Here is a 21,253-nt window from a genome sequence, read left to right as displayed (position 1 = left end):
GCGGCCTCCGGGGGACACCGACCGTCCTGGCCACGGTCACCTGCTTCGGCCCGCCTCGCCCGGGAACCCCGACCGCGGACCAGCGGAGGGACGCAGGACGGGCCGGACGTCAGTCGCGGCGGCCGGCGTCGAGGAGGCGCAGGACGAGCGCGCCCTCCTCGTCGGAGGCGTCGAGGTCGACCTCGGCGTCGAAGCCCCAGTCGTGGTCCCCGGCCGGGTCGTCGAGGATCTGCCGGACCCGCCACAGCCGCGGGTCGCTCTTGTCCACGATGAGCAGCGCCGGGCCGCGGGCGTCGGCGCCGGTGCCCAGCTCGGCGTGCTCGGCGAAGTAGGCCTGCACCACCTCGCCCCAGCGGTCGGCGTCCCAGCCCGCGGCGGAGTCCAGCTCGCCGAGGTCGTACCAGCGGCGCCGGGCGATGAGCTCGACCCGGCGGAACAGCGCGTTGCGGATCATCGCGGTGAAGGCCCGCTCGTTGCCGGTGAGCGGGCGGGGGCGGGCCGGCACGCTCACCGGCGCGTCCAGCGGCTGGTCCGGGCTGGTCAGCTGCTCCCACTCGTCCAGCAGCGAGGAGTCGACCTGGCGCACCAGCTCACCGAGCCACTCGACGATGTCGGTGACCTCCTCGGTGCGGGCCTCGGTGGGCACGCCGGAGCGCAACGCCTTGAACGCATCGGACAGGTAGCGCAGCACCGCGCCCTCGGAGCGGGTCAGCCCGTAGTGGTTGACCAGCTCGCGGAAGGTCATCGCCTGCTCCCACATGTCCCGCACCACGGACTTGGGGGACAGCTGCGCGTCGCGGGCCCACGGGTTGCCGGCGGAGTAGACCTCGAACGCGTGGTCGAGCAGCTCCTCCAGCGGCTTGGGGTAGGTGATCTCCTCGAGCAGCTCCATCCGCTCCTCGTACTCGATCCCCTCGGCCTTCATCTGCGCCACGGCCTCGCCCTTGGCCTTGTTCAGCTGCGCGGCGATGATCTGGCGCGGGTCGTCCAGCGTCGCCTCGATGACCGAGACGACGTCCAGGGCGTAGGTGTCGTTGCCCTCGGCGTCCGGGCCGGGGGTGAGCAGCCCGATGGCGGCCAGCGCGAAGGTCGACAGCGGCTGGTTGAGCTGGAAGTCCGGCGGCAGGTCCAGGGTCAGCCGGTAGCGCCGTCCGTCGGGCTCGGGGACGTCGAGCCGCTCGATGACGCCGGCGGTGATCAGCGACCGGGCGATCCCGATCACCTCCCGGATGTGCCGCAGCTGCCGGGGGCGGGGCTCGTGGTTGTCGGTGAGCAGGTGCCGCATCGCCGCCACCGGGTCACCGGGCCGGGCCAGCACGTTGAGCACCATGCCGGTGGAGACCCGGAAGTGGCTGGTCAGCGGCTCGGGGTCGGCGCTGATCAGGCGCTGCTGGGTGGACTCGCTCCACGGCACCATGCCCTCGGGCACCTTGCGGCGCACGAGCTTGCGGCGCTTCTTCGGGTCGTCGGCGACCTTGGCGAACTGCTTGAGGTTCTCCACCTCGTGCTCGGGCGCCTGGACGACGACGGTGCCGGCGGTGTCGTAGCCCGCGCGCCCCGCCCGGCCGGCGATCTGGTGGAACTCCCGGACGCTGAGCAGCCGCATCCGGGTGCCGTCGTACTTGCTCAGCGCGGAGAACACCACGGTGCGGATCGGCACGTTGATCCCGACGCCCAGGGTGTCGGTGCCGCAGATGACCTTGAGCAGCCCGGCCTGGGCCAGCTGCTCCACCAGCCGCCGGTACTTGGGCAGCATCCCGGCGTGGTGCACGCCGATGCCGTGCCGGACCAGCCGGGACAGCGTCGTCCCGAAGGCGGAGGAGAACCGGAAGCCGCCGATCATGTCGGCGATCGCGGCCTTCTCCTCCTTGGTGGAGACGTTCACGCTCATCAGCGCCTGCGCGCGCTCCAGCGCCGAGGCCTGGGTGAAGTGGACGACGTAGACCGGTGCCTGCCTGGTGTCCAGCAGCTCCTGGATCGTCTCGTGCATCGGCGTGGTGGCGTAGTAGTGGTGCAGTGGCACCGGCCGCTCGGCGTTGGCGACCAGCGCGGTGGGCCGGCCGGTGCGCCGGGTGAGGTCCTCCCGCAGCGCGGTGACGTCGCCCAGCGTCGCCGACATCAGCAGGAACTGGGCCTTCGGCAGCTCGATCAGCGGCACCTGCCAGGCCCAGCCGCGGTCGGGGTCGCCGTAGAAGTGGAACTCGTCCATCACGACGAGGCCGATGTCAGCGGCACCGCCCTCGCGCAGCGCGATGTTGGCCAGCACCTCGGCGGTGCAGGCGATGATCGGGGCGTCGGCGTTGACCGAGGCGTCACCGGTCAGCATGCCGACGTTCTGCGCGCCGAACACCCCGCACAGGGCGAAGAACTTCTCGCTGACCAGCGCCTTGATCGGCGCGGTGTAGAAGCTCACCTGGTCGTTGGCCAGCGCCGCGTACTGCGCGCCGGTCGCCACCAGCGACTTGCCCGAGCCGGTGGGCGTGGCCAGGACGACGTTGGCGCCGCTGACCAGCTCGATCAGCGCCTCCTCCTGCGCCGGGTAGAGCACGGTGCCGCTCTCGCCGGCCCACTCCGCGAAGTGGGCGAACAGTGCGTCGGGGTCACCGGCGAGCGACTGCAGCTCGGTGAGGTCGTCCGGGTCGCCGATCAGCGAGCGGACGCCGGGGGCGGGCAGCGCGGCAGCGGGGGAGTCGGCCGGAGTGGTGTCGGTACCGGCAGGAGAGAGCGTCATCGTGAGCGACAGCGTGCCTGACGTCTGAGACGTTCCCACGCCGACGCCCGCGCGCGGAACCGCAGCGACGTCCAGGTCACGATCCGGTCACGGAGTGTCCAGCCAGGTGTCGAGTGGCCCGATGGGGGAGACTAGGTGAACAGAAGGTGAACGAGAGGTGGATGGAACATGCGTACAGAGTGCCCTGAGTGCCGCTGGGTGTCGGTGGTCGACGGCGCCGGCCGTCGTCGGATGGAGATGCGCTGGGAGAACCCCGGTGCGTCCGTGGTGAGCCTGCCCGGCGCCCGCGCCGGCGTGACCTCCCGGGCTGCCTGAGCGGTTCGGGTTCAGCGCCGTGACGCCCGGGTAGCCGGAGGCGACGCGGCACCGGACCGGTGCGCAGGACGCCACCGGTTGCGTGAGCAGAGCGCTGGGTGTGCCGCGGCCGGACCACGCAGGAGGTACCACCGTGTCGTCGCCCCGCTCCGAGTCCCAGCCCGAGCAGCAGCAGACCCCGCCCGGGACGCTCGGTGAGCTGGACCCCAAGCCCGACCACGGCGAGGAGAGCTACCGCGGCTCCGGGAAGCTGACCGGCAAGCGTGCCGTGATCACCGGAGGCGACAGCGGCATCGGCCGCGCGGTCGCGATCGCCTTCGCCCGCGAGGGCGCCGACGTGCTGATCGCCTATCTGGACGAGCACGAGGACGCCCGCGAGACCGCGAAGTACGTCGAGGACGCCGGCCGGAAGTGCGTGCTCGTGCCCGGCGACCTCGCCGACCGGTCGCATGCCAAGACGGTCGTCCCGAAGGCCCTCGAGGAGCTCGGCGGGATCGACGTCCTGGTCAACAACGCCGCGTTCCAGATGAGCCACGAGTCCCTCGACGAGATCAGCGACGACGAGTGGGACCACACCCTCGCGCTGAACCTGACCGCCATGTTCACCCTCATCAGGGACGCCGTGCCGCACATGCAGCCGGGCGCGGCGATCGTCAACTCCTCGTCGGTGAACTCCGACAACCCCAGCCCCACCCTGGCGCCCTACGCCATGACGAAGGCCGGCATCGCCAACTTCAGCGCGAGCATGGCCCAGCTGCTGGGGGAGAAGGGCATCCGGGTCAACAGCGTCGCGCCCGGGCCGGTCTGGACGCCGCTGATCCCCTCGACCATGCCGGCGGAGAAGGTGGCCAGCTTCGGGGGCAACACCCCGCTGGGCCGCCCCGCACAGCCGGCCGAGCTGGCCCCGGTCTACGTGCTGCTGGCCAGCGACGAGGCCAGCTACGTCTCCGGTGCCCGGGTCGCGGTCACCGGCGGGCGCCCGATCCTCTGACGACGCTGCCCGTCCCGCTGCCCGCTCCCGGGCCGAGCAGCGGGACGGGGTCGCCCGGCACCCAGCCGTCGGCCGCCGTGGCGACGACCGCACCGAGCGGGCGCTACCGGACGGCGGAGGCGATCGCGGCCACGTCCGCGGGCCGCACCCGGCAGCAGCCGCCCACCAGCCGGGCGCCGGCCGCCAGCCAGCCGCCGACGTCGCCCACCCCGGGACGGCCGGTCCACGAGCGCGTGGCTGCGTCCCAGACCTCACCGCTGTTGGGATAGGCCACCGCGGGCAGCTGGGACGCCGCGGCCGCGGTGACCGCGGCCGGGACGCCCGCCGGGTCGGTGCAGTTGACGCCCACCGCGAGCACCGCGTCGACGTCGCGGGCCATCGCGCAGACGTCGTCCAGCCGCTCTCCGCGCCGGGTGCGTGCGACGCCGTCCGCTCCGGTGACCGCGGTGAGGGAGAGCCAGGCCGGGACGCCGAGGTCGTCGAGCTCGGTCAGCAGCGCCTCGACCTCCGCGGCCGCCGGCAGCGTCTCGCAGGCCAGCACGTCGGCGCCGGCCTCGGCCAGCACGGCCAGCCGCGACCGGTGGAACGCCCGCAGCTCGTCCACGGACATGCTCTCCACGTAGTCGCCGGTGTACTCCGACCCGTCGGCCAGGAACGCGCCGTAGGGGCCGACGGAGCCCGCGACCCAGCCGTCGTGCCCGGCCAGCCCCTCGCGGGCCAGCCGCACCGACCGGGCCATCAGCGAGCGGGCCTCGGCGGCGTCGATGCCCGCGGCGGCGAAGCCGGGGAACGTCGCCTGGTAGCTCGCGGTGGTGAGGACCTGGGCCCCGGCGGCGGCGAAGGCGGTGTGCGCGGCGACGACCGCAGCCGGGTCGTCGCGCAGCAGCCGCGCCGACCAGAGCGCGGAGGTGACGTCGTGCCCGCGGGACTCCAGTTCGGTGGACAGCCCACCGTCGAGGACGACGGGCCCCGCGGCCAGCGCCGCGGCGAGGGTGGTCATCGCCCGATGGTCCTCCGGGTCAGCGCGCGGAGCGCCCCCGCCGGTCGGCGGCCACGAACGCCACCGCGATGGCCAGCGGTGCGGCGGCCGCGACGCCGGTCATGGCCAGCACGTCGGCGACGCCGGCCGTGGTGCGAGCGGAGGAGGAGAGCAGCGCCCAGCCGACCGCGGCCAGCGGCACGGTCACCAGGCCGGTGCCCAGCGCCAGGCGGACCCGGGCGGACCGCCCGGCCCGGGACGCCAGCGCGCCGGCCAGCACGGCCGGGACGATCGGCACCAGGCAGCGGAGCAGTGTGTCCGTGGGGCGCTGGCCGGTGCCGGCGAAGGACGCCAGCGACAGGTCGGCGGCCACGGTGACCAGCGCGGCGCCGGCCAGCAGGGCCCACCACAGCTGCGCGCCCGCGGAGCCGAGCAGCTGCGCGGGGCGGGTCAGCCGGCCGGCGGCCCAGACGCACAGCAGGGTGCACATCAGCAGGAAGGTGACCAGCGACTGCGGCACGTCGGTGACGCCACCGGCGTCCCGGCCCGGCAGCTGCCACGGCTGGCGGGCCAGCAGCACCAGCAGGACGGTGAGCCCGGCGCCGACGGCGACCGTGCCGGCCGGCCGGAGCGAACGGGAGGTCGTCTCCGCGGCGACCCGGGCGTCGAGCTCCTCGGCGCGGCGCAGCAGGTCGGCCATCACCGACCCGTCCGCCGGTACGCCGTCGACCCGGCGCTGACCCAGCGGCTCGGCGCCGGCCGGCTCGACCGGCGCGACGTGGTTGTCGGTCACCAGGTGCAGCCGGGTGGAGGCGTCCTGTGTCACTCCCCGAGCGTCACACGCAGTGACCGGTTCGGCGAGGTGAACCGGTGCCGTTCACCGCACCGGGCGACGTGGTGCTCCTGGCGGGGCCCGGCGTTCACCCGGTGCGGGGACGCCGGGTGCTCAGGCGGGGGACGGCGCCGTGCCCCGGGTGCGCGTCGCGCGGGTGAGCGCCCAGGCGATCGCGAACGGCACGGCGCCGAACAGCGCGGCGGTGTACAGCCCGTCGGTGACCGTGCTCAGGTCGTGGTCGCTGCCGGCCAGCGGCCGGCCCAGCGCGAACAGCGGGAGCACGACCAGCGCCAGGCCCAGCGTGGCCTGCCGGTGGGCCACCGGGCCCCGGCGGCGGGCGACCAGCCCCACCAGCAGTGTCGGCAGGAAGGTGAACGCCCAGTTGAACACCGGGATGACCGGGCCCTCGTCACCGAGCGCGGCGAGGTACAGGTCGTTCCAGACCAGCGCCAGGACCGAGACGACGGCGAGCGCCCACCAGGTGACGGCGACCGCGACGCCGAGCCGGTGCGGTCGCGCCAGCGCGGCGGCGACGGCCAGGCACACCAGGGCCGCGACGACCAGGAGGCTGAGCAGCGACGGCGGGGCGTCGGTGACCTGCCAGCCCGAGGTGGTCCGCTGCGGTGCCGGCCACTCCCGGCTGGCGACGAGCACCGCCAGCACCGTCAGCAGGACCACGACGGCAGCCAGCACGGTGGAGCCGGGACCGGACGATCCCGGCTCGCGATCGGTCATGGCGGGCAGCGTGCCACGGCGGCGGGCGGAAGTCGGTCGTCGACGCCGGGGCGATCCGGGAGACTGTGCCGGTGCCCGGGGACGACGCGTTCGGTGACCTGCCGGTGAGCGACCGACTGGTCGTCCCGGTCGGGGCGCTGTCGTGGCGGTTCTCCCGGTCGTCGGGGCCCGGTGGGCAGGGCGTGAACACCGCGGACTCCCGGGTGGAGCTGTCGGTGTCGCCCCTGGAGCTGCCGGGGCTGACCGACGCGCACCGGGCGCGGCTGGCCGACCGGCTCGGGGCGCGGCTGGTCGACGGGGTGCTGACCGTCGCGGCCAGCGACCACCGGGCGCAGCTGCGCAACCGGGAGGCCGCCCGCGAGCGCCTGGCCGCGGTGCTGCGCGCGGCGTTGGCCCCGCCGCCGCCGGCCCGGCGGAAGACCAAGCCCACCCGTGGCTCCAAGGAGCGGCGGATCACGGCCAAGAAGCAGCGCGGGGAGACCAAGCGCCTGCGCGGCCGGTGGGACTGAGTCCCCGCGTCTGGTCCGGGGCACCGTGGGCGGTGCGCGCCGGGGCGGTCGCCGGGGTCGTGCTGCTCGTCTTCGGCTCGGTCGTCCACGTCGTCCACCTGATGGCCGCCGGGACGGCGGTCTACGAGGGTCAGCCCGGGTGGCTGCGGCTGTACTTCGTCTCGCTGACCGTGTTCGACCCGGTGGCCGCCGTGCTGCTGGCCCGGGCCCGGCGCAGCGGGGTGGTGCTGGCGGTCGCCGTGCTGGTCACCGACGCGGCGGCCAACGGGTGGGCCAACCACGTCGTCGACACCTCGGCCGGGATCACGGTCGGGCGGGTCGGTCAGGCGGTGATCACCGGGCTGGCGGTGGCCGCACTGGCGTGGGCCCCGGCCGCATGGCGGCACGCCCGTCGGGCTCGCTAGTGCCGGCGTGCCACGCGGGTGCCGACCAGCACGCCCATCAGTGACCAGAAGGCGCCGACGCCCACCCCGGCCAGCACCACCCAGAACGGCACCCGCATCTCGTCGGTCGCCGCCGCCATCAGCCGCTGCTCGGTCTGCTCGTCCACGGCGGTGAGACTGCCCGTCGGCCGGGCCGTGCGCCAGCGTCGTCACACGGCCAGCGGGAACCCCCGACCCGGGGGCGCCGAGTGGCAGCCCAGCGGGCTTCCCGGGCCGGGAGAGCCCGCTCAGCTGTCACTCGGCGGACTCGAGCCGCGGGGTGGGGCTGCGGGAGCAGCGCACCGCCGTCGGCGGCCGGGTGTGCGGCCGACGGAACGCGACCTTGACCTGAGCGCAGCCGCCGGGAAACGGCGTGCCCGCAGGCTCGGGATGTGTCCGCCGCCGTCTCGTTGCCCAGCCCGGGCGTCGGCACGCGCACCACCGAGACGCACTGCCCGTACTGCTCGCTGCAGTGCGGGATCACCATGACCGCCGGCGACCGGCCCGCGACGCTGGTGCCGGCCGACTTCCCGGTCAACCGCGGCGGCCTGTGCTCCAAGGGCTGGTCGGCCGCCGAGCTGCTCGACCACCCCGAGCGGCTCACCCGCCCGCTCGTCCGCGCCGACCCCGCCGACCGCACCAGCCCGCTGGTGGAGACGACCTGGGACACCGCGCTGGACCGGGTGGTCGCCGCTGTCCGCCGCACGCAGGCCGAGCACGGCCGGGACGCCGTCGGCTGCTTCGGCGGGGGCGGCCTCACCAACGAGCAGGCCTACCAGTTCGGCAAGTTCGCCCGGGTGGCGCTGCGCACCAGCGCGATCGACTACAACGGCCGGTTCTGCATGTCGTCGGCGGCCGGTGCCGCGGTGCGCGCGTTCGGCCTGGACCGCGGCCTGCCGTTCCCGCTCAGCGACCTCGCCGCGGCCGACGTCGTCGTCCTCGTCGGCAGCAACCCGGCCGACACCATGCCCCCGGCGATGCAGTACTTCGACGCCGGGCGCGCCGCCGGCGCCGAGCACATCGTCGTCGACCCCCGCCGCACGAACACCGCGAAGAACGCGGACCTGCACGTCCAGCCGCTGCCCGGCACCGACCTGGCGCTGGCCAACGGCCTGCTGCACATCGCGCTGGCCGAGGGGCTGGTCGACGAGGCCTACGTGGCCGCCCGCACCACCGGGTTCGCCGAGGTCCGGGCCGGCGCCGCCGGGTACTGGCCCGACCGCGTCGAGCGGCTCACCGGGGTGCCGGTGCAGCAGCAGCGGCAGATCGTCTTCGCCCTCGCCCGCGGCCGGCGGTCGATCGTGCTCACCGCGCGCGGCGCCGAGCAGCACCGGCACGGCACCGACACCGTGACCGCCTGGATCAACCTGGCCCTCGCCCTCGGTCTGCCCGGCCGCCCGGGCAGCGGCTGGGGCACCGTCACCGGGCAGGGCAACGGCCAGGGTGGGCGGGAGCACGGGCAGAAGGCCGACCAGCTCCCCGGCTACCGCAAGATCACCGACCCCGCGGCCCGTCAGCACGTCGCCGCCGTCTGGGGCGTCGAGCCCGACGACCTCCCCGGGCCCGGCCGCAGCGCCTTCGAGCTGCTCGACTCCCTCGGCACCGAGGGCGGGGTGCGCACCCTGCTGGTGATGGCTTCCAACGTCGCCGTCTCCGCCCCGGACGCCCGCCGGGTGATCAGCCGGCTGCGCGACCTGGACTTCCTCGTCGTCAGCGACTTCTTCCTCTCCGAGACCGCCGAGCTCGCCGACGTGGTGCTGCCCAGCGCCATGTGGGCGGAGGAGGAGGGCACGATGACGAACCTGGAGGGCCGGGTGATCCGCCGGCGCCGGGCGCTGCCGCCGCCCGGTGAGGTGCGCGATGACCTGCAGCTCCTCGCCGAGCTGGCCGGACGGCTCGGGGCGGCCGGCTTCAGCGGCGACGCCGGGACGGTCTTCACCGAGCTCGGCCGGGCCAGCGCCGGCGGCCCCGCGGACTACTCCGGCCTCACCTACGACCGGATCGACGCCGAGCAGGGCCTGTTCTGGCCGGTCCCGCACCCCGACCACCCGGGCACTCCGCGGCTGTTCACCGAGCGCTTCGCGACCCCCGACGGGCGGGCCCGGTTCACCCGGGTCGAGCAGGTGCCGGCCCACGAGGAGCCCGACGCCACGTACCCCTACGTGCTCACCACCGGCAGGGTGCTGGCGCAGTACCAGTCGGGCACCCAGACCCGGCGCTCGCGGAGCCTGCAGCTGATCGCCCCCACCGCGCGGGCCGAGCTGCACCCCGACCTGGCCCGCCGGCTCGGCATCGCGCCCGACGACGTCGTGGAGCTGACCACCCGGCGCGGGCGGGCCCGGTTCCACGCCACGGTCACCGACGCCGTCCGCCCCGACGTCGTCTTCGCGCCCTTCCACTGGGGTGGCGCCTCCTCGGCCAACGCCCTCACCGACCCGGCGCTGGACCCCACCAGCCGGATGCCCGCCTTCAAGGTCTGCGCGGTGGCCGTCTCCCGGGTCGGCGGGCCCGAGGAGCTGATCGACGCACCCGACCCGGCCGGCCAGCCGCAGCCGCTGGCCCACCAGAACCCGACGTCCCCCACGCCGCACGCCCCGTCCCGGAGGAGGACCACCCGAGTGAAGAGCAGCCCGCGCTTCCTGCAAGGCGTCTACCCGATCAGCGGCGAGGGGCTGGCCAAGCCCGGCCCGCTCGACCCCGCGCTCCGCTACGAGGTGCCGCAGGGCAAAACCGCCCAGGCGCTGTACTTCCGCGGCGGCAACTCCACCGCCGAGCTGGTCTACCTGCTGCTGGTGCGTGACGGGCAGCCGATGCGCTGGTTCCCGATCGGCGCCAAGGGCGACGTGCACGTGCCGCTGCGGGTGGTCGAGGACCTCGACGGCGGCACCGTGGTCGAGCTGCACGTGGCCGCGCCGGAGGGCGTGACCGGCGACGTCGTCGTCGATCTGGGCCTGGTGGAGGTCTGATGGGGGCCGTCCTGGGTGGCCGCCCGGAGGGGATGACCTCGCTGCACTTCGCGCTGTCCGACGCCGACGGGGTCGACCCGCGGCAGCGTCTCGTGGTGGTCGGCAACGGCATGGCCGGCGCCCGGCTGGTCGAGGAGGTGCTGGAGCGCGGCGGCGGCGAGCAGTTCGCGATCACCGTGTTCGGCGAGGAGCCGCACGGCAACTACAACCGGATCATGCTGTCCCACGTGCTCGCCGGCGAGGAGCACGAGGACGACATCGTGCTCAACAGCCACGACTGGTACGCCGACAACGGGATCACGCTGCGCGCCGGCGTCCGGGTCGAGCGGATCGACACCCACGCCAAGCTGGTCTACGCCACCGACGGGACGGCCACCGGCTACGACCAGCTGGTCATCGCCACCGGCAGCCGCTCGTTCGTGCCGCCGATGGCGGGCCTGCGCACCGCCGACGAGGCGCTGCTGCCCGGGGTCCTCGGTTTTCGCACCATCGACGACACCCGGGCGATGCTCGCCGCGGCGGGCGAGCACGAGAAGGCGGTCGTCGTCGGCGGCGGGCTGCTCGGGCTCGAGGCCGCCCGGGCGTTGCAGGGCCACGGCCTGGCCGTCGAGGTGGTGCACGCCGGCACCCACCTGATGAACCAGCAGCTGGACCCCGACGGCGGCGCGATCCTCAAGCAGAGCGTCGAGGCGCTGGGCATCACCGTGCACCTGGCCACCCGCACCAGCGAGGTGATCGGCCCCGACCGGGTGCGCGGGGTGGTGCTCGCCGACGGCCGGGCGATCGACGCCGACCTGCTGGTGCTCGCCGCCGGCATCCGGCCGGTCACCGAGGTCGCGCTGATGAGCGGCATCGAGGTCGAGCGCGGCATCGTCGTCGACGACCAGCTGCGCACCGACGACCCCGACGTCTACGCGGTCGGGGAGTGCGCCCAGCACCGGGGCGAGCTCTACGGCCTGGTCGCCCCGGTGTGGGAGCAGGCGCGGGTGCTCGCCGACGTGCTCACCGGCACCGACCCGGACGCCGAGTACCACGGCTCGCGCACCGCCACGAAGCTCAAGGTGGCCGGGGTCGACGTCGCCACCATGGGCGTGAACCGGCCCGAGCGGGACGCCGACGAGTTCCTGGTCATCTCCGAACCGCGCCGCGGGGTGCACCTGTCGGTGGTGATCCGGGACGACGTGCTCATCGGCGCGACGCTGCTCGGCGACACCCGCAAGGTCGCCTTCCTCACCCAGGCCTTCGACCGCGGCACCCCGCTGCCCGAGGAGCGGATCCGGCTGCTGGTCGACCTCTCCGACGGCGCGGCCGAGGTGGGCGTGGCCGAGCTGCCCGGTGAGTCGCAGGTGTGCAACTGCAACGGCGTCACCAAGCAGGCCATCTGCGACACCGTCGCCGGTGGGTGCGCCAGCGTCGGCGGGGTCATGGACGCCACCCGCGCCGGCAAGGGCTGCGGCTCCTGCAAGGGCCTGGTGCAGCAGATCGTGGAGTGGGCCGCCGGCGGTGACGTCGTCGAGGACCCGTCGGCGAGCTGGTACGTGCCGGGCATCCCGCTGGCCAAGCCGGCGCTGATCGCCGCGATCCGCGAGCAGCAGTTGCGCAGCGTCCCCGCGGTGTTCGCCGCGCTCGCCCCCGGCGGCGAGGAGGACGCGAAGTCGAAGATGGGCCTGACCTCGCTGCTACGGATGGTCTGGGGCAGCGACTACGAACAGGAGAACGACGCCAAGTTCATCAACGACCGGGTGCACGCGAACATCCAGCGCGACGGCACCTTCTCCGTCGTCCCGCAGATGAAGGGCGGGGTGACGACGGCGGCCCAGCTGCGGAAGATCGCCGACGTCGCGGAGAAGTACGAGGTCCCGATGATCAAGGTCACCGGCGGGCAGCGGATCGACCTGCTCGGCGTCCGCAAGGAGGACCTGCCCGCGATGTGGGCCGACCTCGGCATGCCCTCGGGCTACGCCTACGGCAAGAGCATGCGCACGGTGAAGACCTGCGTGGGCAGCGACTTCTGCCGCTTCGGCCTGGGCGACTCCACCCAGCTGGGCATCGACCTGGAGACCCGGTTCCAGGGCATCGAGAGCCCGGCGAAGATCAAGATGGCCGTGGTCGGCTGCCCGCGGAACTGCGCCGAGGCCTACGTGAAGGACGTCGGTGTGGTGGCGGTCGGCAACGGCAAGTGGGAGGTGTACGTCGGCGGCGCCGCCGGGGCGAGCGTGCGCAAGGGCGACCTGCTGGCCACCGTCGGCTCACCGGCCGAGGTGATGCAGCTGACCGGCCGGTTCCTGCAGTACTACCGGGAGAACGCCAACTGGCTGGAGCGCACCTACGACTTCGTGCCCCGGGTGGGGCTGCCGCACCTCCAGCGCGTGCTGCTGGAGGACGGCGAGGGGATCGTGGCTGAGCTCGACGAGGGCATCCAGCGCTCGATCGACGCCTACACCGACCCGTGGGCGCAGGACCGCGCCGAACCGGCCACCCCGGGCCAGTTCCGCCCGGCGCTGCCGCTGGTCGCGCTGCCGAAGGTGCCGGTCCGATGAGCGTCACCCACTCGGACGCACCGCAGGCGCCGACCACCCCGGGGACGGAGACCGGGACGCCGGCCGCGGGGACGACGGCTCCCGGCACCGTGGAGGCACCCTCGGGCACCGCGCACGTCGTCGGCCGGGTGGACGACGTGCCACTGGGGGAGGGGCGGGCCTTCGTGGCCGGCAACACCCAGGTCGCCGTCTTCCGGCTGCGGGACGGGTCGCTGCACGCCACCCAGGCGGCCTGCCCGCACGCCGGGGGACCGCTGGCCGACGGGCAGACCGACCCCCGGGTGCTGGTCTGCCCGCTGCACCTGTACGCCTACCGGTGGAGCGACGGCGCCCCGACCAGCGGCGGCAACGCACCCGTCCGCATCTACCCGGTGCACGAGGCTGACGGCGCCCTGGTGGTCACCGTCTAGGGGTGCATGCGGGCGCCCTTGAGGACCTTGTCGACGGCGTTCTTCGGCCCGTGCAGGGCGAGGCCGACCAGGTCCAGGTCCGCGCCGGTCACCGCGCGGACGGCCGCCCGGTTCTCGGCGTCCCCGCCGGTGGCGAACAGGTCGGCGGTGAACACCGAGGTGGGCAGCCCGCGCTCCAGCGCCTTCGCCCGCGCCCGGGGCAGCAGGTCGGCGGAGCCGGTGAGCACCAGCACGGGCTGGCGGAACATCGCCAGGTACGCCGTCCCGTCGGCGTCCTCGTAGGGCCGGCCGATCAGCTCCGGGACTGCGGCGGCGATCGCGCTGGAGAGGAAGGCGGTCACGTTGAGCTCCTGCCAGGGCAGCAGCCCCTCCCGCAGCAGGACGGCGATCTTCGTGGGCCACGGCGGGCCCGGTTCCTCCACGACGGGCAGCATCTCCACGTCCGGCAGCATCGCGTCGGGGACCGGACCCTGGCTTGTACGTTCCTGACGTGACCGAGGTGGTGGCGTGGCGCCCGGACGTCCCGGGGCTGACCGAGGTGTTCCACGCGCACTTCACCGACCACGTCTACCCGGCGCACACCCACGACGCGTGGACGCTGCTGCTCGTCGACGACGGCGCGGTCCGCTACGACCTCGACCGGCACGCCCACGGCGCCTCCCCGACGGCGGTGACCCTGCTCCCGCCCGGGGTGCCGCACGACGGGCGGTCGCAGTTCCCTGGGGGCTTCCGCAAGCGGGTGCTCTACCTCGAGCCGGAGACGCTGGGCACCGACCGGGTGGGCCACGCCGTCGACTCCCCGGCGTTCGCCGACCCGGTGCTGCGGGCGCGGATCTCCCAGCTGCACGCCGCGCTCGCACCGCGCACCGAGGGGCTGGCGGCGGAGAGCCGGCTGGCGTTCGTGCTGGAGCGGCTCCGGCAGCACCTGGACCGCGCCGTCGTCCCGGTGACCGTCGTCCGCGACGACCGGCTGGCCGACCGGCTGCGTGACCTGCTGGACGCCCGGCTCACCGAGGGCGTGTCCCTGGAGGCGACGGCGGCGGACTTCGGGGTGCACCCCACCCACCTGGTGCGGGCGTTCACCCGCCGGTACGGGCTGCCGCCGCACCGCTACCTGACCGGGCGGCGGGTCGACCGGGCCCGCCGGCTGCTGCTGGCCGGCGCGCCGCCGGCGGAGGTGGCCACGACGGTCGGCTTCTACGACCAGGCGCACCTCACCCGGCACGTCCGCCGGCTGATCGGGACGACGCCCGCGGCCTACGCCCGGTCGGCAGTGGCGCGGTCGGCGGCCCACCTGGCGGTCTGACGGTCCGGGGTGACCGCCGGGTCACGGGGCCGGCACCGTCGCGTGCGCCTCGCCGGGGCCGCCGCACTCGCGGGAGCCACCCACCCGCACCCACTCCACGTCGAGGTCGGCCACGGTGAGCACCGCGCCGTCGGCGGCGAGCACCGTGGCGGTCACCGAGTCCGGCGAGCCCGTGACGAACGTGACGGTCGCGCTGCCGCCGGCGAGCGGCACGGTGATCGTGTCGGGTTCGTCGGCCGGGGAGCTGAGGAGGAGCCCGCAGGGGGAGGAGCAGTCGACCCGGACCGCCTGCGCCGCCGGCCAGCCGGGGCCGACCTCGACGGTCAGGGCGCTGGACCAGCCGATCGCCGGGCAGGCCGCCTCGCCGCCGAGCCGGCTGGCTACCAGCACGATCGCGACCAGACCGAGGACGAAGCCGACCAGCCCCCTCACGGCGCGCTGACCGCCGCGGGGAGCCGGTCGAGCGGGCGCAGCGGGGGTGGACGACGGCGGCGGGGCGCCGCCCCGCGGGCCCGGGCCTCCTCGGCCAGTTGCCGCGCGGCGATGACCGAGGCGGGCTCGGGGCTCGTCACGTCAGTCCCAGCCGGCCGTGGCGCTGATCGACTCCAGGCCGTCGTACCCCACCGGCTCGGTGCGTCCCAGCGACGTGCCGTCCGCTGCCAGGAACTCCGCTGCGGCCACGTCGGTCGCCGGGTCCGCCGGTGCCGGTACCACCGCGGCACCGTCGGTCAGCGGGACCTCGACGGCACGCTCGCCGGACCCGTCCAGCAGCCACGCGCTGGCGGCAGCGGTCGGGCCGATCAGCGCCACGTGGTCTCCCAGCTCGGACCCACCGCCGGAAGAGCCCGGGCAGTCGAGGAGGAACAGCTGCTCGGTCAGCGGCGTGCCGGCCGGGCGGAGGTCGGTGCCGCACCAGGTGCTCCCGGTCGTCCGCTGTTCGCCCATCTCCTGGCTGAGCAGCGCCTCCAGGTAGACCGCCCCCGACGGCAGGGTGGCGGCCAGCAGCTGCAGCCGGCCGGGCGGGCCGGTCACCGCGGGGACGTCACCGGCCCAGACCACGGCGACGTCGATCTCCTCGGCCGGCAGCCCGGTGATCTGCAGGACGTGGTCGACCGCGCCGGACAGCACCGACCGGGCGCCCGCGGAGCCCGGCTCGCCGCGCAGCCACTCGACGGGCACGTCGGGGGTGGGCCAGGTCGAATCCGAGCGGAACCCGGTGGGCATGGCGGTGACCAGCTCCACGCCGTCCCGGGACACCCGGTAGCGCAGCGCCTCGTCATAGGTGCCCGCGGCCGGCCCGAGCGCCAGCACCGCCACCCCGGCCGGTGCGTCGACCGGTGCGAACGAGCGGCTCACCGTGCCGTCGGCGGCCACCTCCGGCCGCTCCGACACCTCGATCTGGTCACCCGGTGCGGCGAGGACCACCAGCGCGCCGGTCGCCGCGTCCGACAGCGTCACCGGGGTGCTGAGGTCCACCCCGCCGATCAGGCTGGCCGGCTGCAGCTGGTCGGGTGCGGCACCGGCCGGGCCGGTGAACCAGGCGGCGGCCAGACCGGAGGCGGGGTCGGCCGGCTCGGAGCCCATCGTGTCCTCGGCGACCAGCAGCGCCCAGCGGCCACCGGCCACGTCGCCGACGAAGACCACCCGCCGGCTGTCCAGGGACGGCTCGGTCATCGCCGTGGGCCGGTTCGGGTCGTCGGCCTCGGTCCAGGGCAGCTGCCGCACGGCCTCGACGAACGCCGTGTCCCCGGCCAGCGACCCGCGGGGCGGGCCGGCGAGCACGTCGGCCGCCGCGACCGCCGACTCCGGGCCGGCCGCGTCCGCGCCGACCGCGGTGGCCGGCGTGACCGACGGGCCGTCCAGCGTCGTGGTCGTCAGGACGACGAGCCCGGCCACCGCCGCCGTCACGGCCACCGTCCCGAGGGTCTGCCGGCGCCGGCTGCGGTGCCGGGCCACGACCACGTCGGCCAGCCCGTCCCGCGGCGGGGGAGCGGTGTGCTCGGCCAGCCGGGTCAGCCGGGCCTGCAGGTCCGCGTCGTCCATCACGCCCCCTCCTCGACGCCGGCCAGCTCCGCCGGGGTGAGCGCGGCGCGCAGCCGCTGGAGCCCGCGGGCGGTCTGGGTGTTCACGGTGCTGGCGGAGCAGCCCATCGCGTCGGCGGTCTGCTGCTCGGAGAGGTCGGCGTAGTAGCGCAGCACGACGGCGGTGCGCATGCGCGGGGGCAGGGCGCGCAGCGCGGTCCGCAGCTCCTCGTCGTCCTCCAGGGCCGACGGCGCGGCCCGGTCGGGCAGGGTCTCCACGACCTGCTCGGTGGTCGACAGCCGGCGCCGCCAGCTGGTGTGCGTGGTCACCAGCACCCGGCGGACGTAGGCCGTCGGCTCGCCGGAGCGGGTGATCCGGCCCCAGTGCCGGTAGCTCTTCAGCAGGGCGGTCTGCACCAGGTCCTCCGCATGTCCGCGGTCACCGGCGAGCAGGACGGCCAGCCGCAGCAGGGCAGGCTGTTCCCGGGACACGAAGTCCTCGAAGCCCGTCCCGTCCACGCCCTGGGTCCCCTCTCGCCGTCCGTCACCTCATACACGCGGTGGGACGGCCGGCGGACCCACAGCGGCGGTCACGAACCGATCACGATCCGGCCCCTCACTGCGGGAGGGGCCTTCAGGCGGCGGGTGGGAGATCCAGGTCGGCGAGCGCGGCGGTGACGTCGTCCTCGCGGACGAAGTCCAGCGCCAGCAACCGGTGCACCAGCACGCCGCGGCGGGTCAGCCGCAGGTCGGCCGGGCGCAGCTTCGGCCGCACCGCGCCGGGCCGGGCGGGAACCGGCGGCGGGTCGAGCAGACCGGCCTGCTGCAGGTCGGTGAGGTCCTCGCGGGCACCCCAGGCGCGCCAGCTGCGCGGCTCGTCCTCCACCGCGCCCACCGGCAGCGGGGTCCGGTCCCGCCGGCCGACGGCGGCCAGGAACACCAGCTGCCGCCAGCTGCACGACTCGGCCAGCTGCAGGGCTCGGGACGCGAGGGCGACGTCGACGTCGGGGGAGACGACGACCTCGGCCACCAGGTAGCCCAGGTGCCGCACCCGGCGCTCCTCGGTGGTCTGCCGGGCGGCCTGGACGACGTCCTCGACCAGCCGCTCGGCCGCGGACCGGGAGGCGGTGCTCACGCTGAAGAAGCCGTCGCTGCGGACCGCGCGGTCCTGGGCGGAGCGGGTGACCGACAGCTCGGCGACGAACGCCAGGACGGCGCCGGCCCGGGCGCGCTCCCAGGTCAGCGGCAGCTCGGCGGCGGAGGTGGCGGCATCGCGCAGGCAGGAGGCGATCCGCTCGTCCAGCCGCAGCGGGCTGTCCTCGGGGGCGAAGAGCAGCCCGGCGACGGCGCGGCTCATCGACCCGGCGACCAGCTCGCCGGTCTCGACCAGGTCCCGGCCGGGTGCGCGCTCGTTGCCCACGGAGTCCCTCACGCGGTGATCATGGCCCGGCGCGGCCGGTGACGCACCTGGCGACCCAGGCCCCTCACCACAGCGGGGCAGGACGGGGACGCCGGGACGACGTGGCGTCGTCCCGGCGTCCTTCGCGGTGGGTTCAGACCCCGGCCTGCTGCATCAGCGTGCCGCGGCGCAGGTAGACGAACCAGGTGACGGCCACGCAGGCGACGTAGAAGGCGCAGAAGGCACCCAGCGCCGTTCCGACCCCACCGGTCGCGCTGTAGGACTCCGAGATGATCCGCGGGATGAACACCGCGCCGAGGGCGCCGACGGCGGAGATGAGGCCCACCGCGGCCGCGGTGTCCCGCCGGGCCCGGTACATCGTCTGCGCCGGGGTCTCGTCGCGGGCACCGGCGGCTGCCTCGGCACGGTAGATGATCGGGATCATCCGGTAGGTCGAGCCGTTGGTCATGCCCACGATCCCGAACAGCACCAGGAAGCTGAGCAGGAAACCGGCGAAGCTCCCGGCGTTCACGAACGCGATGGAGACGCCGATGGCCAGGGCCTGGCCGATGAAGGTCACCACGGTCACTCGCGCGCCGCCCACCCGGTCGGCGAGCAACCCGCCCAGCGGCCGGGTCAGCGAGCCGACCAGCGGCCCGAGGAAGGCGTACTGGTACGTGTTCGCCGCGAACTCGTTGGCCAGCACCAGCGGGAAGGCGCCGGAGAAGCCGATGAACGAGCCGAAGGCGCCGATGTACAGGAAGGACATGATCCAGGTCTGCTTGCGCCGGGCGATCGTCGCCTGCGCGCCCACGTTGGCCCGGGCGCCGGACAGGTTGTGCATGCCGAACCAGGCACCGGCCATCGCCAGCAGGATGAACGGCACCCAGATCAGCGCCACGTTCTGCACGTACCGCTCGGCGCCGTCCTCGGTGGTGCCGGTGACCCCGCCGACGAGGGCGAGCGCTCCTGCGCCGGCGGCGAGCGGGCCGACCAGCTGGATGATCGCCACCCCGATGTTGCCGCCGGCGGCGTTCAGCCCGAGGGCGAAGCCCTTCTCCTTGTCCGGGTAGAAGAAGGAGATGTTGGCCATCGAGGAGGCGAAGTTGCCGCCGCCGAACCCGCAGGTGATGGCGGTGAGCACCCAGAACCAGTAGGGCTGGCCGGTGGTGGCGGCGACCACCAGCAGGGCGACCGGCACCAGCAGCAGGGCAGCGCTGACCACCGTCCAGTTGCGCCCGCCGAACAGCGCTGGCATGAACGTGTAGGGCACCCGCATGATCGCCCCGACCAGGCCGGCCGTGGCGACCAGCCAGAACAGCTGGTTGCTGCTGAAGCCGTACCCGATCGAGGCCAGCACCGCGGTGGAGACGCTGAACAGCTGCCAGACGCTGAAGCCGATGTTCTCCGCGAACACCGACCAGACCAGGTTCCGCCGGGCGACCGGCCTGCCCTGCGGGGAGGCCCAGAACGCCGGGTCCTCCGGGTCGTAGTGGTCGATCCAACGGCCGCCGACCCGGGCCACCGGGCCGCTCCCGGCCGGAGGTGCTGGCGTGACGGCGACGCCGTCACGGTCGAGCTGGGTGTCGGTCATCGCGTCATCCCCTGGTTGCAGCGCCGGTGGTCGCCGAACCGGGTGGCGGGTGGCCCGCCGACCGGTGCGGCCGAGGACGACGCTAGGTAGCGGCCGTTTCCGTCCGGGCGCGGCCGGATGACCGGTGCGGAACATGTGCCGCACGCTCCCCTCGGTGCCGTCGTGCGTCCGGCTCGCGCGACGGCACTGGTCCCGAGTCGGCGGGGGCGGCGGCCTCAGACGGCCAGGCGGTAGCCGCGCTTGACCACGGTCTCCACGACCGGCGCACCCAGTGCGGCGCGCAGCCGGGTCACCGCCATCTCCACCGCGTGGGCGTCGCTGCCGCCGGAGAGCTCGGTGAGCAGGTCCGGCCGGGAGACGACCACCCCGGGCCGGCGGGCCAGCGCCCGGAGCACCGCCATCGGGCCCGGCGGCAGCTCGACCAGCCGGCCGTCCAGGACGGCGGCGTGCCCGCGCACCTGCAGGGTGTGCGGCCCCAGCTGCAGCACCGGGTGCCGGGCGGGCAGTGCGGAGACGACCTCGCGGGCCAGGGCGCCGAGCCGGGCCCGCTCCGGCTGGACGGTGCGGATGCCCACCGCCTCCAGCGGGCCTGCGGTCACCGGGCCGACGGCGACCGGCAGCACGGCGTCGGCGAAGGCGGCCAGCACCCCCGCGCGCACGCCCTCCTCGCCGGCCACCTGCAGCAGGCTCGCCGCGGCCGGCGCGCTGGTGAAGGTGACCGCGTCCACCCCGCGGGCGGCGATCACCGTCACCAGCCGGCGCAGCGGCGCGGTGTCCTCGGGCAGCACCCAGCGGTAGACCGGCACGGTCAGCACGTCCGCCCCGGCCCGGCGCAGGCCGGCGACCAGGTCGGGCAGTGGGTCACCGTGCAGCTGGACGGCGACCCGCCGTCCCTCGATCGGGCCCTCGGCGCCGGACAGCAGGTGCTCCAGCACCTCCGCGGAGCTCTCCGACTCCGGGGACCAGGCGTCCACCAGGCCCGCCCCGCGGATGGCGCCGCGGGCCTTGGGACCCCGGGCCAGCACCCGGGCGCCCTGCAGGTGCTCGCGCAGCGGCAGGTCCCAGGCCTCGGCCGCCTCGATCCAGCCGCGGAAGCCGACGCCGGTGGTGGCGACCACCAGGTCCACCGGCTCGGCCAGCACCTCGCGGGTGGCCGACACCAGGTCCGCGTCGTCGGACAGCGGCACGATCCGGATGGCCGGGGCGTGCACCACCCGGGCACCGCGCCGGTCCAGCAGTGCGCCCAGCTCCTCGCTGCGCCGGGCGGCGGTGACCGCGACGGTGTACCCGGCCAGCGGCAGCAGCTCGGTGGCCGGCGCCTCGGTTGCTGGCGCCTCGGTCGCTGGTGTCTCGGTTGCTGGTGACCCGGCGGCCGGTGGCTCCGGGGCAGCCGCCGGGGCGGGGTCGACCGAGCTGTCCACCGGGAGGTCGAGCGAGCGGTCGGTCACCGGTCCATGGTGCGTCCTCGGTGTTCCAACCGTGTGACGGCGGGCCGACACC

General features: G+C 75.0%; 20 protein-coding genes. 7 read left to right on the top strand and 13 right to left on the bottom strand.

Annotated features, from left to right (window positions below; genetic code table 11):
• Positions 1-109: 109 nt before the first annotated feature.
• Complete coding sequence (locus tag Q1A09_RS17245; protein ID WP_299957607.1) at positions 110-2,731, bottom strand: RNA helicase; 2,622 nt, start codon at positions 2,729-2,731, stop codon at positions 110-112.
• Positions 2,732-3,179: 448 nt separating this feature from the next.
• Here Q1A09_RS17245 and Q1A09_RS17240 point away from each other — a divergent pair, with 448 nt between their 5' ends.
• Positions 3,180-4,037, top strand: coding sequence for an SDR family oxidoreductase (locus tag Q1A09_RS17240; RefSeq protein ID WP_299957604.1), 858 nt, complete (start codon positions 3,180-3,182; stop codon positions 4,035-4,037).
• Positions 4,038-4,140: 103 nt separating this feature from the next.
• Here the strand turns inward: Q1A09_RS17240 and mmuM are convergent, their stop codons facing one another.
• The 3 genes from mmuM to Q1A09_RS17225 all read right to left on the bottom strand — a co-directional run bounded on the left by mmuM (position 4,141) and on the right by Q1A09_RS17225 (position 6,586).
• On the bottom strand, positions 4,141-5,037 hold the full coding sequence (gene mmuM / locus Q1A09_RS17235) for a homocysteine S-methyltransferase (protein ID WP_299957601.1): 897 nt from the start codon (positions 5,035-5,037) through the stop codon (positions 4,141-4,143).
• Positions 5,038-5,056: 19 nt separating this feature from the next.
• On the bottom strand, positions 5,057-5,842 hold the full coding sequence (locus Q1A09_RS17230; protein ID WP_299957598.1) for a hypothetical protein: 786 nt from the start codon (positions 5,840-5,842) through the stop codon (positions 5,057-5,059).
• A 120-nt stretch (positions 5,843-5,962) separates the two neighbouring features.
• Complete coding sequence (locus Q1A09_RS17225) at positions 5,963-6,586, bottom strand: hypothetical protein (RefSeq protein WP_299957595.1); 624 nt, start codon at positions 6,584-6,586, stop codon at positions 5,963-5,965.
• 71 nt (positions 6,587-6,657) lie between these two features.
• On the opposite strand from Q1A09_RS17225, the gene arfB reads away from it, so the two are divergent.
• Together arfB and Q1A09_RS17215 are read left to right on the top strand one after the other, a co-directional pair.
• The gene (gene arfB / locus Q1A09_RS17220; protein ID WP_299957591.1) at positions 6,658-7,095 is read left to right on the top strand and encodes an alternative ribosome rescue aminoacyl-tRNA hydrolase ArfB; all 438 of its coding nucleotides are present in this window, start codon (positions 6,658-6,660) and stop codon (positions 7,093-7,095) included.
• Between the two features lie 32 nt (positions 7,096-7,127).
• The gene (locus tag Q1A09_RS17215; protein WP_299957588.1) at positions 7,128-7,499 is read left to right on the top strand and encodes a hypothetical protein; all 372 of its coding nucleotides are present in this window, start codon (positions 7,128-7,130) and stop codon (positions 7,497-7,499) included.
• Here Q1A09_RS17215 and Q1A09_RS17210 read toward each other — a convergent pair.
• Complete coding sequence (locus tag Q1A09_RS17210) at positions 7,496-7,645, bottom strand: hypothetical protein (protein ID WP_299957586.1); 150 nt, start codon at positions 7,643-7,645, stop codon at positions 7,496-7,498. The two genes, Q1A09_RS17215 and Q1A09_RS17210, sit on opposite strands and share 4 nt — an antisense overlap.
• A gap of 264 nt (positions 7,646-7,909) precedes the next feature.
• On the opposite strand from Q1A09_RS17210, the gene Q1A09_RS17205 reads away from it, so the two are divergent.
• Genes Q1A09_RS17205 through Q1A09_RS17195 form a run of 3 tightly spaced genes read left to right on the top strand, consistent with a single transcriptional unit; the run spans position 7,910 to position 13,433 of the window.
• Positions 7,910-10,483: a molybdopterin oxidoreductase family protein gene (locus tag Q1A09_RS17205; RefSeq protein ID WP_299957584.1), complete on the top strand. Its 2,574-nt coding sequence runs from the start codon at positions 7,910-7,912 to the stop codon at positions 10,481-10,483.
• Entirely contained in the window at positions 10,483-13,023 is a 2,541-nt protein-coding gene (nirB, locus tag Q1A09_RS17200; RefSeq protein ID WP_299957583.1) for a nitrite reductase large subunit NirB, read from the top strand. Before Q1A09_RS17205 ends, nirB begins: the two co-directional genes overlap by 1 nt.
• Positions 13,020-13,433 carry a Rieske (2Fe-2S) protein gene (locus Q1A09_RS17195; protein ID WP_299957580.1) on the top strand — a complete coding sequence of 138 codons (414 nt, stop codon included), beginning with the start codon at positions 13,020-13,022 and terminating at the stop codon, positions 13,431-13,433. Before nirB ends, Q1A09_RS17195 begins: the two co-directional genes overlap by 4 nt.
• Here the strand turns inward: Q1A09_RS17195 and Q1A09_RS17190 are convergent.
• The gene (locus Q1A09_RS17190) at positions 13,430-13,867 is read right to left on the bottom strand and encodes a DUF2000 domain-containing protein (RefSeq protein ID WP_299957979.1); all 438 of its coding nucleotides are present in this window, start codon (positions 13,865-13,867) and stop codon (positions 13,430-13,432) included. The two genes, Q1A09_RS17195 and Q1A09_RS17190, sit on opposite strands and share 4 nt — an antisense overlap.
• A 56-nt stretch (positions 13,868-13,923) precedes the next feature.
• On the opposite strand from Q1A09_RS17190, the gene Q1A09_RS17185 reads away from it, so the two are divergent.
• The gene (locus tag Q1A09_RS17185; RefSeq protein WP_299957577.1) at positions 13,924-14,739 is read left to right on the top strand and encodes an AraC family transcriptional regulator; all 816 of its coding nucleotides are present in this window, start codon (positions 13,924-13,926) and stop codon (positions 14,737-14,739) included.
• A gap of 21 nt (positions 14,740-14,760) precedes the next feature.
• Here the strand turns inward: Q1A09_RS17185 and Q1A09_RS17180 are convergent, their stop codons facing one another.
• From Q1A09_RS17180 to Q1A09_RS17150, 7 genes are all read right to left on the bottom strand, one after another.
• Complete coding sequence (locus Q1A09_RS17180) at positions 14,761-15,171, bottom strand: hypothetical protein (protein ID WP_299957573.1); 411 nt, start codon at positions 15,169-15,171, stop codon at positions 14,761-14,763.
• Entirely contained in the window at positions 15,168-15,311 is a 144-nt protein-coding gene (locus Q1A09_RS17175; RefSeq protein ID WP_299957570.1) for a hypothetical protein, read from the bottom strand. Before Q1A09_RS17175 ends, Q1A09_RS17180 begins: the two co-directional genes overlap by 4 nt.
• A 1-nt stretch (position 15,312) precedes the next feature.
• A complete protein-coding gene (locus tag Q1A09_RS17170) occupies positions 15,313-16,785 on the bottom strand; it encodes a hypothetical protein (RefSeq protein WP_299957567.1) in 1,473 nt (490 codons plus the stop codon).
• Positions 16,782-17,279 carry a SigE family RNA polymerase sigma factor gene (locus tag Q1A09_RS17165; RefSeq protein WP_299957564.1) on the bottom strand — a complete coding sequence of 166 codons (498 nt, stop codon included), beginning with the start codon at positions 17,277-17,279 and terminating at the stop codon, positions 16,782-16,784. Before Q1A09_RS17165 ends, Q1A09_RS17170 begins: the two co-directional genes overlap by 4 nt.
• Positions 17,280-17,394: 115 nt before the next feature.
• Complete coding sequence (locus Q1A09_RS17160) at positions 17,395-18,192, bottom strand: hypothetical protein (protein WP_299957562.1); 798 nt, start codon at positions 18,190-18,192, stop codon at positions 17,395-17,397.
• 121 nt (positions 18,193-18,313) lie between these two features.
• Positions 18,314-19,753 (bottom strand): MFS transporter, encoded by a 1,440-nt coding sequence (locus Q1A09_RS17155; RefSeq protein WP_299957560.1) that lies wholly within the window; start codon positions 19,751-19,753, stop codon positions 18,314-18,316.
• A gap of 215 nt (positions 19,754-19,968) precedes the next feature.
• Positions 19,969-21,201 (bottom strand): uroporphyrinogen-III synthase, encoded by a 1,233-nt coding sequence (locus Q1A09_RS17150; protein WP_299957557.1) that lies wholly within the window; start codon positions 21,199-21,201, stop codon positions 19,969-19,971.
• Between the last annotated feature and the right edge of the window lie 52 nt (positions 21,202-21,253).

Origin of the sequence: uncultured Modestobacter sp., from assembly GCF_947486615.1 — a bacterium.
Taxonomy (GTDB): domain Bacteria; phylum Actinomycetota; class Actinomycetes; order Mycobacteriales; family Geodermatophilaceae; genus Modestobacter.
Note: the sequence above shows the minus strand (reverse complement) of the source record. Positions and strands in the feature narration are given on the sequence as shown.

Coding starts and splice junctions, on each gene's coding strand:
- Q1A09_RS17245 (WP_299957607.1), bottom strand. CDS start 2,731: ATGACGCTCTCTCCTGCCGGTACCGACACCACTCCGGCCGACTCCCCC.
- mmuM (WP_299957601.1), bottom strand. CDS start 5,037: ATGACCACCCTCGCCGCGGCGCTGGCCGCGGGGCCCGTCGTCCTCGAC.
- Q1A09_RS17225 (WP_299957595.1), bottom strand. CDS start 6,586: ATGACCGATCGCGAGCCGGGATCGTCCGGTCCCGGCTCCACCGTGCTG.
- nirB (WP_299957583.1), top strand. CDS start 10,483: ATGGGGGCCGTCCTGGGTGGCCGCCCGGAGGGGATGACCTCGCTGCAC.
- Q1A09_RS17195 (WP_299957580.1), top strand. CDS start 13,020: ATGAGCGTCACCCACTCGGACGCACCGCAGGCGCCGACCACCCCGGGG.
- Q1A09_RS17190 (WP_299957979.1), bottom strand. CDS start 13,867: ATGCTGCCCGTCGTGGAGGAACCGGGCCCGCCGTGGCCCACGAAGATC.
- Q1A09_RS17155 (WP_299957560.1), bottom strand. CDS start 19,753: ATGACCGACACCCAGCTCGACCGTGACGGCGTCGCCGTCACGCCAGCA.